A 12764-nucleotide genomic window follows, 5' to 3' on the forward strand; every position below is an offset into this window, starting at 1 on the left:
CGCTCCACGTTGTGACCGAAGGTACGGAAAGAACGGACGGAACAGACGGTCGTGACGACGGACCGGGTCGGAGCTACGCGGACGCGAGGTCGCGAAACGCCGCCGCGGCCGTCCGGGTCCCCTTGGAGATGAGTACGTCGCCGCCGCGCAGTTTCGCGTCGGCGTCCGCGACCAACAACCAGCCCTCGTCGGGCCGCCGAATGGCGATCACGGACATCGTCGAATCGGCATCGGGAACGCCGGCGGTCACCGCGGTCCCGTCGAGATCGCTCCCCTCATCGACCTCGACGCGGGTGATGATCTCGTCGCTCTCCTGGACGGCCATCTGCACTACCGGATGGACATCGATCTCCCTGAGAACGCCTTCGCTGATCTCGATCGCGGCGTCGCTGATCCGCTCCGTGCAGTTCCCCAACTGGATCAACCCGCGGAGAACGACCGGGTCCGTCGCGTCCGCGGCGGCCCGGAGCGTCCACGCCTCGAAGCGCGATTGCATCGCGTCGACCTCGACCTCGAGATTCCGGACCTCCTCGGCCAGTTCCTCGCTGTCGAACAGCACGCTGCTGTAGGCCAGATCGACCGCCAACTCGGAGAAATCCTTCATGTGGATGATCGTATCCACGGCGCGCTCCAGGTCGTCGATATCCGGCGTTTCAGCGGTCGGGGCCTCGTAGGCCTCGCCGGTCAGTTCCGCGCAGACGTCACCGATCGCCGACTCGGGGCCCCGGAGGAGCGCGACGTCGTCGGCCTCGATGCGGGTCGTCGGTCCCGGATTGAGCAGCCAGTCGCTGCCCCGCCGGAGCGCGATCACGCGCACGCCCGTCACCGACTCGAGGTCGATGTCCTGGAGCGTCCGGCCGGCGTAGGCCGAGTCCACCGCGACGACCCCGCGAAGGAGCGCCTCCGCAGCGTCGGGCAGCGCCGCGCGCATCGCCTCGGGGAGACCCATATCTTCGAGGACGATCTTCGCGATATCGCCGGCGGCGTCGCTGATCCCGTCCGCGGCCCCGACGATCCCGAGGACGGGAGCGAGCTGTTCCGCGTCCGCCGGCTTCCGGGCGGCCATCAGGAGGCTCATCCGCGCCCGCATCTCGAGGACGTCCATCCGCTCTTCCAGGCGCAGGACTTCCGTCGCGAGCTGCTCGCTTTGGTGGAGCACGGCCGAGTACGAGAGGTCGATCAACAGCTCGGCGGTGTCTTTCATCTCCACCAGCACGTCCTTGACGCTGACGGGCTCGTACTCGATCGGGGCCGACGATGTCTCGCCCTCGAGCGGGTCCATACTTCGGGAGAAGGTGGCCCGCGGAAAAAGCGTTTCCCGCTTGGGAGTCTGGATCGGGCGATCGAACGACGCGGCCTTCCGACACGGTTTTGCCCGGGCACAAAGAACGGACGATCAATACCAATGCTCGACCGGACCCATCTGCGCGAGAATCCCGACGAGGTACGCGACGCCCTCGACGACCGCGGGGCCGACGTCGATCTCGACGAACTCCTCGACCTCGACGACCGCTGGCGGGAGCTCAAAGCCCGCGGCGACGACCTGCGCCACGATCGCAACCAGATCACCAAGCGGATCGGCAAACTCGTCGCCGAAGGCAAAGACGAGGAGCGGGAGGAGGCCATCAAACGCTCGCGGGAACTCAAAGCCGAGATCGAGGACGTCGAGGAAGAAGCCGCCGAACTCCAGTCGGAGCTCCGGGAGCGGATGCTCGAGATCCCGCAGCTCCCCCACGAGAGCGTCCCGCTCGGGGTCGACGAACGCCACAACGTCGAGGACCGGCGCTGGGGATTCGACGACGCACACGAGTTGCCCGAGGAAATCACGCCCCACTACGAACTCGGCGAGGAGTTGGACATCATCGACGAGGAACGCGCCGCCAAGACGACCGGGGCGGGCTTTTACTTCCTCAAGGGCGAGGGCGCACAGCTCGAGCACGCTCTGATCCAGTTCATGATGGACATCCACCGCGAGCAGGGGTACGTCGATCTCTTCCCGCCCGTCCCGGTCACGAGTGAGTCGATGCGCGGGACGGGACAGCTCCCGAAGTTCGCCGACGACGCCTACCGAGTGGGCGGCAGCAACGAGGAGGCGTACGAGGACGACGACCTCTGGCTCTGTCCCACGGCGGAGGTCCCGGTTACCAACATGTACCGCAACGAAATCCTCCTCCAGGACGACCTCCCGCTCAAACACCAGGCCTACACGCCGAACTTCCGCCGCGAGGCCGGCGAGCACGGTACCGAAACCCGCGGCATCGTCCGCGTCCACCAGTTCAACAAGGTCGAACTCGTCAACTTCGTCGAACCGTCGGAGAGCTACGACCGACTCGAGAACCTCCTCGCGGAGGCCGAAGACGTCCTCAAACGCCTCGGGCTTCCCTACCGCATCCTCGAACTCTGCACCGGCGATCTGACCTTCGCCAGCGCCAAGACCTACGACATCGAGGTCTGGGCCCCCGGCGACGACATGGACGACGGTCCCGACGAGGGCGGCCGCTGGCTCGAGGTCTCCTCGGCCTCGAACTTCGAGGCCTTCCAGGCCCGACGCGCCGGCCTTCGCTACCGGCCCGAGCGCCACGAATCGGCCGACTACCTCCACACGCTCAACGCCTCCGGGCTCGCGATTCCCCGAGTCATGGTCGCCATCCTCGAGTACTACCAGAACGAGGATGGTACGGTGACGATCCCCGAACCGCTGCGGCCGTACATGGGCGGCAAAGCGGTCATCGAGGGCCACGAAAAGGTCGGGGAGTCGGCGCTCGGTGCGGGCGACCGCGAGTAGCGACACCCGGTACCGTCGTGTCAGGGCGTCCGCCGGCCGGGGGCATCGAGTCCGGTGCTCGAGTGGATCGGGACTCTGTCAACGAAACAACTATAGTTCGGAAGCAGAGTCGACAGGTATGTACATCGATCTCCGGCAGAAAGTGATCGCATCGATCATCGGAGTGCTGTTCCTCGTCGGCGCGCTGGTCCTGTTCCCGTGGTGGGTCGCGCTGTTCGTCTTCGCCGTCATGCTTCCGTTCTACAGGAGAGTGCTGACGGCGTGACGGCCGGTGGCAACGATCGCTCGAGCAGCAAACAGCACCGAGAGACTGAGACGGTGACCGGAACGGTCACCGAACCAGCCGGCCGCAGTGGGTGCGGTCTCGACGTGCCGACTCGATGGGGGCTGATGCCGACGGCGGAGCAGTCGCCGGGGCGCGTCCCGGCAGCCGATTCGGAAGTGCTACCACGCCGGGATCGCCGTCGGTGTTCGGCGGCCGCTCGGCGGACCGGTCGTCCGCGTTGATGCCATCGGCGTTACGTGTCGGCCAGGTTTCGGATCTCCTCGACGGCGTCGGCCGCGTTGTTCAGCGCGTCCGCGATCGGCGGAAGCGGGGCGTTCTCGGCTGCCTCCCGCGCCTCCGCGACCGTACTCACGTCGTACTCCATTCCCGATTGGGCTTCGATCTCCGCCGTGACCTGCGTGAAGATTTCCGCGGCGAGATCGTCGATCGTCCCGCTGTCGGTGTTCTCGATCGTGCCGACTGGATCGACGTTCTCGAGTTGCGCGTTGATGTCCTCGACGATGGCGTTGATTTCCGCGACCGTTTCGTTACCGCTGTCGCCGTCGCTGCCGTCGTCGATGGTGTAGTCGGCGAGGGATGCGATTTCTTCGACGGCATCGGCCGCGTTGTTCAGCGCGTCCGCGATCGGCGGGAGTGAGGCGTTCTCGGCCGCCTCTCGTGCCTCCGCGGGCGTGCTAACATCGTACTCGACGCCAGCCTGGGCTTCGATCTCAGCCGTGACCTGCGTGAAGATCTCGTTGATAAGCGCACCGATCGTCTCGTCGCTGGTGTCCTCGATCGTGCTGACCGGATCGACGTTCTCGAGTTGCGCGTTGATGTCCTCGACGATGGCGTTGATTTCCGCGACGGGACCGTCGTCGGGGTCGTCATCGGGATCGTCTTCCTCCTCCGTGACGACCTCGCCGTCGGCCTCGCCGCCGACGCCCGCGTCGGCTTCCGTGTTGCGCATGACGACGTTCAGGTCCGTCTCGCTCGAGCCGCTAACGTCGTTAACGGTGACCACGAGACGGAGGGCGACGTTCTTCTCCGTCGTACTGCTGTCCTCTTCCGCTTTGAAGTCCGATGCCGAGAGACCGTCGTGGTCGAGGACGCTCCCCGCGAGTTCCTCGCCGAGGGCAACATTCGACTGACTGGTGCCGTTCACCTCGGTGGTCGCCTCGTCGATCGTCTCCGCTTCCCCACCGTGTACCACCTGAAGTTCGACCGTCGCTTCCCCAGGCTCTTCGTCCAGCCCTTCATACCTGAAGCCGACGTTGACCGCCTCCGCACGGATGTCCGTTACGGACCCGTCGTCACTTTCCCCGCTGATGCTGGTTCCTCTGAACGTGTGATCCCGAATCTCCGCCGCCGCCGATCCGGACAGTATTACTGTAGTGCCGATAGCTGCCGTGCCGATACCGCCTGTACTAGCGATGAACTTTCGTCGATTCATATCTGATCGATGACGCCGTACGACGCCCGGCGCTGGCGGACTCACAGCATTGCCACTCGTCGGTGACCTGCGCTGACCGACCGTTTCGCAACGCGTCTTAATTGCGTGTGAGTGGCGGAACAGACCATGTTTTCATGTATAAAAATTTCTGATTATAAATTATAAATACTGTACAACTGGTTTTTGGTTTATTTAATATAATAGCTGTTTGATAACAATAACGAACAGTGAGCCGCGTGCAAGCCCGCGGCCGTGACACGACCGGGACGGCACTGCCCGACTCTATAGTAGCCACTGCAAGTCACTGCCCACCTGATCGCACGACAGTTGTGCCATCAGTGTGTGATTGTTACTATAGCTCCTGCCTCCCGTCCCTCTGTTCCTGTGTGGAGGAAGCTCCCGAGCCTGTCTCCCCACAGAGGATCTTCGACTGCGAGCCACCGGGCTGGGTCTCCGGATAGCCGACGAGGGAGACGGCCGTCGCTACTCGAGGTCGAGCGAAGAGAGCGACCGATCGGGCAAGAATCGAACACCCGATCGGCGTCGATACAAACGGAACTGTGGGTTCGAACGCGGACGCGGCGTTATATGTAGTCGATACTCGGCGGCAGCTCGAGCTTCATGCCCTTGCGTTCGCGGATCTCCATGGTCTTGTCACGCTGGAGCGAGTTGGACATGACCTCGAAGCCGGCGTTCTCCGTGTTCCAGGAGGCACGACCCTCGGTCGCGGAGCGGATATCCGAGGCGAAACCGATCATCTCGCCGACGGGCGCGATGCCCTCGACGACCATCAGGTCGCCTTCCTGGTACATGTCGTCGACGCGGCCACGGCGACCCTGAATCTCGCCCGAGGCTGCGCCCATGTGGTCGTTGGGCACGTCGATGCGCACGTCCTGCATCGGCTCGAGCATCTTGATCTTCCCATCGATCAGCGCCTTGTGGACGGCTTCGCGGGTCGCGGGGATGACCTGTGCCGGGCCACGGTGGATGGTGTCCTCGTGGAGCCGTGCGTCGTGCAGGCGGATGAGCGTCCCCTGAACCGGCTCGTTTGCGAGCGGACCGTTGTCGAGGGCTTCCTCGAGCCCCTCGATGACGAGTTCCATCGTCTCGTTCAGGTGCTGGATCCCCTTCGTGTCGTCGATGAGGATGTTCGTCCCGTGCATGTGCTCGACGTTCTGGGACGTGTCCTTGTCCATGCCGGCGTCCTGCAGGGCTTCACGACGGTCCTGCTCGGGCATGTCCATCGAGGCCTCGCCGAGCTGGATCGTCTCGACGATCTCCTGGTCCATCGGTTCGATGGAGATGTAGAAGCGGTTGTGGCGGTTCGGCGAGATGCCCTCCACCTGGTCGCTGGCCTGCTGGGGCGCTTCGCGGTAGACGACGATCGGTTCGCCGGTGTTGACCGGAATGCCCTGGTTCTTCTCGATACGCTGAGTAATGACTTCGAGGTGGAGTTCACCCTGGCCGGAGATCAGGTGTTCGCCGGTGTCCTCGTTGATCTCGATCTGGATCGTCGGGTCCTCCTTGGAGACCTGTCGCAGCGTCTCGATCAGCTTCGGCAGGTCGTCCATGTTCTTCGCCTCGACGGCCTTCGTAATGACCGGCTCGGAGATGTGCTCGATCGACTCGAACGGCGTCATCTCGACGCTCGAGACGGTCGAGCCGGCGATCGCGTCCTTGAGCCCGGTGACGGCGGCGATGTTCCCGGCGGGAACCTCGTCGACCTCCTCGCGTTCCCCGCCCATGTAGACGCCGACGGACTGGATTCGGTTCTTGCCCGCGGTCCCGGAGACGTACAGCTCCTGTCCCTTCTCGAGGGTCCCCGAGAAGACGCGGCCACTGGCGACTTCGCCCGCGTGGGGGTCCATCGCGATGTCGGTGACCATCAGGACGACTTCGCCGTCCTCGTCGACCAGACGCATCTGTTCGGCGATGTCGGACTCGTCGTCGCCACGCCAGACACGCGGGATACGACGGGGCTGGGCGTTGATCGGGTTCGGGAAGTGCTCACAGACCATGTCGAGCACGACGTCCGACAGCGGCGTCCGCTCGTGGAGCTCCTGGCGCTTGTCGGCGCGCTCGAGTTCCATGATCTCGGCGAAGTCCATCCCGGTACGCTGCATCGACGGCATGGAAACACCCCACTTGTACAGTGCGGAACCGAAGCCGACGGTGCCTTCCTCGACCGAAACGGTCCAGTCATCGATGTCGTCCATGTCCTCGGTCATCCCGCGGATGAGTTCGTTGACGTCGCGGATGACCGAGAGGAGTCGCTCCTGCATCTCCTCGGGTCCTTCCTGGAGTTCGGAGATGAGACGGTCGACCTTGTTGATGAACAGGGTCGGCTTGACACCCTCTCGCAGTGCCTGCCGGAGCACCGTCTCGGTCTGGGGCATCGCCCCTTCGACGGCGTCGACGACGACGAGCGCACCGTCGACGGCGCGCATCGCTCGCGTCACGTCGCCACCGAAGTCGACGTGGCCCGGCGTGTCGATGAGGTTGATGAGGTGGTTCTGATCCTCGTACTCGTGGGTCATCGAAACGTTCGCCGCGTCGATGGTGATCCCGCGTTCCTGCTCGTCTTCTTCGGTGTCCATCGCGAGCTGCTCGCCGGCAGTCTCGTCGGAAATCATGCCGGCACCGGCCAGCAGATTGTCCGTAAGGGTCGTTTTTCCGTGGTCAACGTGAGCGGCGATGGCGATGTTCCGGATGTTCTCCGGGTCGTCCATCAGCCGTTCACACTCCTGGACGATCTTCTTGCGTCGGCCCATATACCCCCCAATACCGCCAGCGGGGTCAAAAGGGTAGTGTTTCGTCGCCGCCGGAATTCGTCGGCTTTCCCCATCCGAACGCTGTAATATCCAATTTGAGTGAGTGAACGACTCTCATAATTGTACGGATCGATGGTACGAGGCCCCGCACCCGGACCCGGACCGCAGTCGGGCGACTTCCCGACGGTCCAACCGCGCGATTCGACCCCGTGCAACTGCACACAAGAGTCAAATCCCGTCGGCCTCTTGCTAGGGCTACACATGGATATCCGCGTACAGGGACCGGGTCCGACCTCTCCATTCCTCAGCGCCCGCGACCTCTTCGAAACCGAACAGGACCTCTCGCTGCCGGTTCACGTCCGCCTCCGGGACGACCCCGACGAACGGACCTGGGCCGCCCACTACGACGATCACCACGTCCTGAACATCTCGAGACAGGCCGCGTCATCGGCCATGGCCCGCGAACTCGCGCTCCACGAGTTCGCCCACATGGCCCGCCACGAACAACAACACCCCTCACACACCCAGTCGACCGAAGAAGTCCTCTACCTCGCACTAGCCGGGAAGAGCGTCGAACGGCGCAAGCTCTCCCACTGCTATCAGATCGCCAATCACATGAAGGACATCTACGCCGACGACATCACCCTCTCGGTCGGCCCCGGCGAGAAACTGCTGTCCTTCCTCGAGTCCAGCCTCGCGGCGGCCGTCGCCGATCGACCCGGGACGCCGTCCCGCCCGGGGTTCAAGCGACTGTCCGCGAGCGCCGACCCCGAGATCACGGCGGTGAATGCGGCCTTCGCGCTCGCGCTTGCGGAACGACACGATCTCGTCGACGAGGAGCACCGGCTGTACGATCTGGCGTACGCGGCCGCGATGGACGCCCCGGAGATCGACTTCGAGGGGTTCAAACGCCGCTTCCGCGAGCTAGTCCGCGAACCGGATACGAGCACCTATCGCCAGGTGCTCGTCGACGCGACGCGCTCGTACGTCGGCGGAACGAGCCGCGCCGCGGACTGAGGGACCGTCGTCGAGAACCGGTCGGTTGGAGTCGCCACTACCCATCACCGTCCACCGGATCGCACGACGGTTGTGCGGTCAGTGTGTCACTCGGTTCGGTTGGACGGCTCTGGTGAATCGCTATACGACGGCGACTTCTAGAACGATTTCCAGTGACTCAGCCCACTACGCTTGGACCAGCCTGGCTACAACTTCCAGCAAATCCATGCTGGTGAAGCGATTGGATACATTCAGAAATCCAAGTGTTAAAATAGATAATGAGGTATAAGAACGATCAAAACTACTATTCAATAGACACAGACACCGTATTACTATGAATTGGACGTGTCGGACTCAAACGACATACTGTAGTGCATTAATAAGAAAGGAACACCGTTATAATTAACAAATTTGCTACCCGACTCGAGATAATTCTCTACATTAGTGAGTTCATTATCGGTTACGGAGGCGAGAATAATGTCCTCATTTTTACCAAGATCATCTTCCATTCCATCCTCATACTGCTTATATGCTTCTTCAAGTACTTTCGAAATATATTTATCATTCATCAGTCTTTCCACATCATCTTCAACCACATGTGCACCATCAGGTATAGACCCTACAAGAGAAGCCTGTAGAATATCACTTGATGATTTAACATCTGAGTCCTCAGACGATTTTTTCTCCTCGCTACTCTCAATAGAGGGGTTTTGAGATCTATTTGTACTCCCTAAACAACCAGAAAGGGAGATTGGCGCAATTCCAATCATACCAAGCAGTGAACGCTTTCTCATTACTAATTGTTATATCGTTGCCTGACATATAGCCAACGGTGTTCAGGAATAGAGTGTTAGAATACGAATGAGATAGCTATGCCGATTGCGTCCAGACCTCTAAGAGGATTGCTCTTAGAAACGACCGCAAATCGAATCGGTGAGCCGCGTTAGCGGGCGGCTGCCGCGACGCGCTCTTTCTCTTCTTTCTGGCTGACCGCGTAGGTCTGGACGTCGTAGTTGGCCGCGCCGATAAGCTGGTTGGCGATGGCCTCCTCGATGTCCGTGGTGGTCTTGAACGAATCGTTGTAGACGCCTTCCGCGAGGAACTTCAGCGACTGGTCGACGCGGCGCTGCGGGGCAACGTCGACGGCCTTCGGAACCGAAATACCGCCGTATTTCAGGCGAACGGTCTCCTCTCGAGGAGCCGCGTTCTCGACGGCCGTGACGAGCACCTGGATCGGGTTGTCCTCGGTCCGTTCGTGGATGATGTCGAAGGCATCACGGACGTAGTTGAGCGTCTTCTGTTTCTTGCCCGTGTTCTCCTCGGTCTGCATCAGCCGGTTGATGAACCGCTCGACGATGGAGATCTGGGACTTCTTGAACTGCTTGCCGGCGTGGCGACCCGCGGTGTGAGCGACGGGGGTCACCGTGATGTAACGCTCGGTCGAGGGGTCGGCGTACTCGAGGTCGACGAGTTCCCACGTGCCAAAGAGCTGTGCCGAAACGTCCGTGCCACCGGCCGGGGCGTCCGGGTCCGGTTGATCTTCTGCCGCCATGATTATCGCACCGGTTTTTCCGCGTTGCCGCGAACGAGTTCCTTCAGGGCGACGCCGTTGACCTTGTCGACCTTGTAGTTGACACCGGAGAGGTCACCCATCGCACGACCCTTGGCCCCACCGATCCCGGCGATGGTGACTTCGTCGTGTTCGTCGATGAACGAAATCGCGCCGTCACCGGGACAGAACGCGGTGACCTGCTTGCCGTTCTTGATCAGCTGGACTCGGACGCACTTTCGGATCGCCGAGTTGGGCTGTTTGGCTTCGATGCCGACCTTTTCGAGTACGATACCGCGGGCCTGGGGCGCACCCTCGAGCGGGTCGGACTTCTCGCGAAGTCCGCGGGCGCGGCGCGCGTAGTCCGAGTCGGACCACCGCTGGTTCTGGCGGTCCTTCTTGAGCTTGCGCGCGGCGTATTTGCCGTTTGCCATGGGCGTCGCTATCCGACGAAGGCACTTAAGCGACCCGTTTCGAGTCGGCGTTACGGCGTGAGAGCGGTCGATCGGGGTCGACGAAGGAATCTGAGCGGGTTTCACTACCGCGTAACAGCTCTCGGGCTGTCCGAGCGGACGGACCGCCCGATATCAGATCGTATAATTAACTAGGAGTTATAAGGTAGGTGGGTCGTATTTTCTATCCGTTATGGCTACAATCGAGACGGTGTTCGTGACGACATCCTGGGTCAAGCGACTCCTCGGTGGGTCCGACGACGAGTCTCAGTCTCCTGATGAGTTACCGACGGTCTCCGATCGCATCGGGTTCGATGGCTCGCTCAAGGACGCGGAAGTGATCGGTCGCAGTCCCCTGTCGTATGTCGCGGCGGGTGAGTCGATTTCGTCGTTCGTGGGGAAACAGATCACCAATAAACTCGCCGAGCACGGACTCGAGAATATCGAACCCGACGAGTGGTACTCGCTCAAGATCCCACTCGCCATGTTGTACGATATGCGCGACGAGTACGGATCGTTGCGAATGCAGAACATGGGGCAGAACGTCCCCCAGCACGTCGAGTTTCCGCCGGAGCTTTCGGAAGTCGAGAACGCGCTCGCGTCGATCGACGAGGCGTATCACCAGAACCACCGCGGCAGCGAAATCGGGTCCTACGAGTTCGAGACGGAGGGATCGAACGAGGGAGTGATGATCTGTGAGAACCCGTACCCGTGTGAGTTCGACAAGGGCCTCATCAAGGGCGTTGCGAAGAAGTTCGTGAACAACCCCGTCGATGTCCAAGAAGTCGGCGACCAGTGTCGCTCGGACGGCGACCAGCACTGTACGTACCACGTCGAGTGGCGCTGATCGCACGCGCCGAACTCACCGACAGCCGTTTTCCCTCCTCGCGTGTCACCCGAGTCAGTACGGATACTCTCGAGGCTCGCGCTGGATCGAGATCCACTTCAGCGTCGTCAGGGTGTCCATGATCCACTCGTCGTTGTACCGCCCGAGTCCCGACGCGCCGACGCCGCCGAACGCGACGTGCGGTTCGTCGTTCAACGGCTGGTCGTTGATGTGGACCATACCCGTCTCCATCGCGTCGGCTACGTCACGCGCACGAGCCACGTCCGTCGAGTGCACCGAGCCCGACAGGCCGTACTCGGTGTCGTTGACGATCTCGATCGCCTCCTCGTCGGTCTCGAAGGGGATGACGGGCGCGACCGGTCCGAAATGCTCGTTGCAGGCGACTGGCATGTCGCTGGTGACGCCCGATAGCACCGTGGGTTCGATGAACAACCCGTCGTGGCCACCGCCAGCCTCGACCGTCGCCCCGTTCGCGACCGATTTCTCGAGGAAGCCGACGATCTTGTCCCGTTGGCTCTCGTTGATGACCGGGCCGACCAGGGTCCCCTCCTCGCGCGGATCGCCGATGGGGAGTTGCTCGGCGCGATCGGCCAGGCCCGCGACGTACTCGTCGTACAGCGACTCGTGAACCACGTGGCGGTTGATCGAGATGCACTCCTGTCCCTGATGGGTGAACGACCCGAACGCGCCGGCGTCGATCGCACGCTCCAGGTCGGCATCCGGGAGGACGACGTGAGCGTTGTTCCCGCCCAACTCGAGGGCCGGCTCCGTGTACGCGCCGACGGCACGCTGGCCGACGCCCCGCCCGACCTCCGAGGAGCCGGTAAACGACATCACCGACGGCACCGAGTGGCCCGAGAAGTGGTCGCCGATCTCGTGGCCGTAGCCGGGGACGACGTTCAGGACGCCGTCCGGGAGTCCGGCCTCCTCGAAGACCCGTGCGAGCACGAGCCCGCCCATCAACGGGGTGTGTTCGTCCGGCTTGAGGACCACGCTGTTCCCCAGCGCGATGGCTGGTGCGACGACTCGGCTGGTGAGATACAGCGGGAAGTTCCACGGCGTGATGACGCCGACGACGCCGGCCGGTTCGCGCACGAGCAGGTTCTCCTTGCCGGGCGTCACCGAGTCCTTACGGCGGCCACCGTCGCGCATCGCCAGTCCGGCACCGACCTCCATCGTGCCTTGTGCGAGCTGGGTCTCGAAATCGGCTTTCAGCTGGACCCCGCCGCACTCGACGGCGAACAGCCACTCGAGGTCGTCGGCGTACTCGCCCAGCAACGCACACGCATCGGAGACGATCGCGGCGCGCTCCTGTGGCGGTCGCTGGCCCCACGCCGATTGTGCCTCCTCCGCGACCGCATACGCCTCGTCGACGTCGTCCTCGGTCGCCGACGGAACCGTCGTCAGCGTCGTCCGCGTCGCGGGGTTTTCGACATCGATCAGGTCCCGATCACCGGCGGGCACCCACTCGCCGTCGAGGAATAGGGCGTTCCACCCGGTCTCCGGCGCAATATCGAGTTCGTCAACGTCTCGTCCGTCGGCGGATCGCGTACTCGTATCCGTCATACGACTCCCTCTATCGGTGGAATTTGTTTATTGGTTTGGGTATGTCATTCGCGATCGATAACTACTGATAGCTATCCGTA

General features: G+C 62.5%; 11 protein-coding genes. 4 read left to right on the forward strand and 7 right to left on the reverse strand.

Annotated features, from left to right (window positions below; all coding sequences use genetic code 11):
* Positions 1-73: 73 nt before the first annotated feature.
* A complete protein-coding gene (locus FGF80_RS16120; protein ID WP_138655143.1) occupies positions 74-1282 on the reverse strand; it encodes a potassium channel family protein in 1209 nt (402 codons plus the stop codon).
* A gap of 123 nt (positions 1283-1405) precedes the next feature.
* Between FGF80_RS16120 and serS the strand changes: the two genes are divergently transcribed.
* Positions 1406-2785, forward strand: coding sequence for a serine--tRNA ligase (gene serS / locus FGF80_RS16125; protein WP_138655145.1), 1380 nt, complete (start codon positions 1406-1408; stop codon positions 2783-2785).
* 118 nt (positions 2786-2903) lie between these two features.
* Complete coding sequence (locus FGF80_RS19330; RefSeq protein WP_006183993.1) at positions 2904-3050, forward strand: hypothetical protein; 147 nt, start codon at positions 2904-2906, stop codon at positions 3048-3050.
* A gap of 253 nt (positions 3051-3303) precedes the next feature.
* Here FGF80_RS19330 and FGF80_RS16130 read toward each other — a convergent pair whose 3' ends face one another.
* Positions 3304-4503, reverse strand: coding sequence for a hypothetical protein (locus tag FGF80_RS16130; protein WP_138655147.1), 1200 nt, complete (start codon positions 4501-4503; stop codon positions 3304-3306).
* 584 nt (positions 4504-5087) lie between these two features.
* Positions 5088-7274: an elongation factor EF-2 gene (locus tag FGF80_RS16135; RefSeq protein ID WP_006183995.1), complete on the reverse strand. Its 2187-nt coding sequence runs from the start codon at positions 7272-7274 to the stop codon at positions 5088-5090.
* Positions 7275-7535: 261 nt separating this feature from the next.
* Between FGF80_RS16135 and FGF80_RS16145 the strand changes: the two genes are divergently transcribed.
* Complete coding sequence (locus FGF80_RS16145; protein ID WP_006183996.1) at positions 7536-8291, forward strand: DUF5781 family protein; 756 nt, start codon at positions 7536-7538, stop codon at positions 8289-8291.
* Between the two features lie 311 nt (positions 8292-8602).
* Here FGF80_RS16145 and FGF80_RS16150 read toward each other — a convergent pair whose 3' ends face one another.
* From FGF80_RS16150 to FGF80_RS16160, 3 genes are all read right to left on the reverse strand, one after another.
* Positions 8603-9040, reverse strand: coding sequence for a hypothetical protein (locus FGF80_RS16150; protein WP_138655149.1), 438 nt, complete (start codon positions 9038-9040; stop codon positions 8603-8605).
* Positions 9041-9213: 173 nt separating this feature from the next.
* On the reverse strand, positions 9214-9822 hold the full coding sequence (locus FGF80_RS16155; protein WP_138655151.1) for a 30S ribosomal protein S7: 609 nt from the start codon (positions 9820-9822) through the stop codon (positions 9214-9216).
* A gap of 2 nt (positions 9823-9824) precedes the next feature.
* Complete coding sequence (locus FGF80_RS16160) at positions 9825-10253, reverse strand: 30S ribosomal protein S12 (protein WP_004267302.1); 429 nt, start codon at positions 10251-10253, stop codon at positions 9825-9827.
* Between the two features lie 211 nt (positions 10254-10464).
* Between FGF80_RS16160 and FGF80_RS16165 the strand changes: the two genes are divergently transcribed.
* Entirely contained in the window at positions 10465-11118 is a 654-nt protein-coding gene (locus FGF80_RS16165; RefSeq protein ID WP_138655153.1) for a 4-vinyl reductase, read from the forward strand.
* 54 nt (positions 11119-11172) lie between these two features.
* Here the strand turns inward: FGF80_RS16165 and FGF80_RS16170 are convergent, their stop codons facing one another.
* Positions 11173-12684, reverse strand: coding sequence for an aldehyde dehydrogenase family protein (locus FGF80_RS16170; protein ID WP_006183999.1), 1512 nt, complete (start codon positions 12682-12684; stop codon positions 11173-11175).
* Positions 12685-12764 lie beyond the last annotated feature (80 nt).

This window comes from Natrinema pallidum (assembly GCF_005890195.1).
Classification (GTDB): Archaea; Halobacteriota; Halobacteria; order Halobacteriales; family Natrialbaceae; genus Natrinema; species Natrinema pallidum.

Bases quoted from the DNA above. Each gene is read 5' to 3' on its own strand.
- FGF80_RS16170 (WP_006183999.1), bottom strand. From the start codon at position 12,684: ATGACGGATACGAGTACGCGATCCGCCGACGGACGAGACGTTGACGAA.
- FGF80_RS16160 (WP_004267302.1), bottom strand. From the start codon at position 10,253: ATGGCAAACGGCAAATACGCCGCGCGCAAGCTCAAGAAGGACCGCCAG.
- FGF80_RS16155 (WP_138655151.1), bottom strand. From the start codon at position 9,822: ATGGCGGCAGAAGATCAACCGGACCCGGACGCCCCGGCCGGTGGCACG.
- FGF80_RS16120 (WP_138655143.1), bottom strand. From the start codon at position 1,282: ATGGACCCGCTCGAGGGCGAGACATCGTCGGCCCCGATCGAGTACGAG.
- serS (WP_138655145.1), top strand. From the start codon at position 1,406: ATGCTCGACCGGACCCATCTGCGCGAGAATCCCGACGAGGTACGCGAC.
- FGF80_RS19330 (WP_006183993.1), top strand. From the start codon at position 2,904: ATGTACATCGATCTCCGGCAGAAAGTGATCGCATCGATCATCGGAGTG.
- FGF80_RS16145 (WP_006183996.1), top strand. From the start codon at position 7,536: ATGGATATCCGCGTACAGGGACCGGGTCCGACCTCTCCATTCCTCAGC.
- FGF80_RS16150 (WP_138655149.1), bottom strand. From the start codon at position 9,040: ATGATTGGAATTGCGCCAATCTCCCTTTCTGGTTGTTTAGGGAGTACA.
- FGF80_RS16165 (WP_138655153.1), top strand. From the start codon at position 10,465: ATGGCTACAATCGAGACGGTGTTCGTGACGACATCCTGGGTCAAGCGA.
- FGF80_RS16135 (WP_006183995.1), bottom strand. From the start codon at position 7,274: ATGGGCCGACGCAAGAAGATCGTCCAGGAGTGTGAACGGCTGATGGAC.
- FGF80_RS16130 (WP_138655147.1), bottom strand. From the start codon at position 4,503: ATGAATCGACGAAAGTTCATCGCTAGTACAGGCGGTATCGGCACGGCA.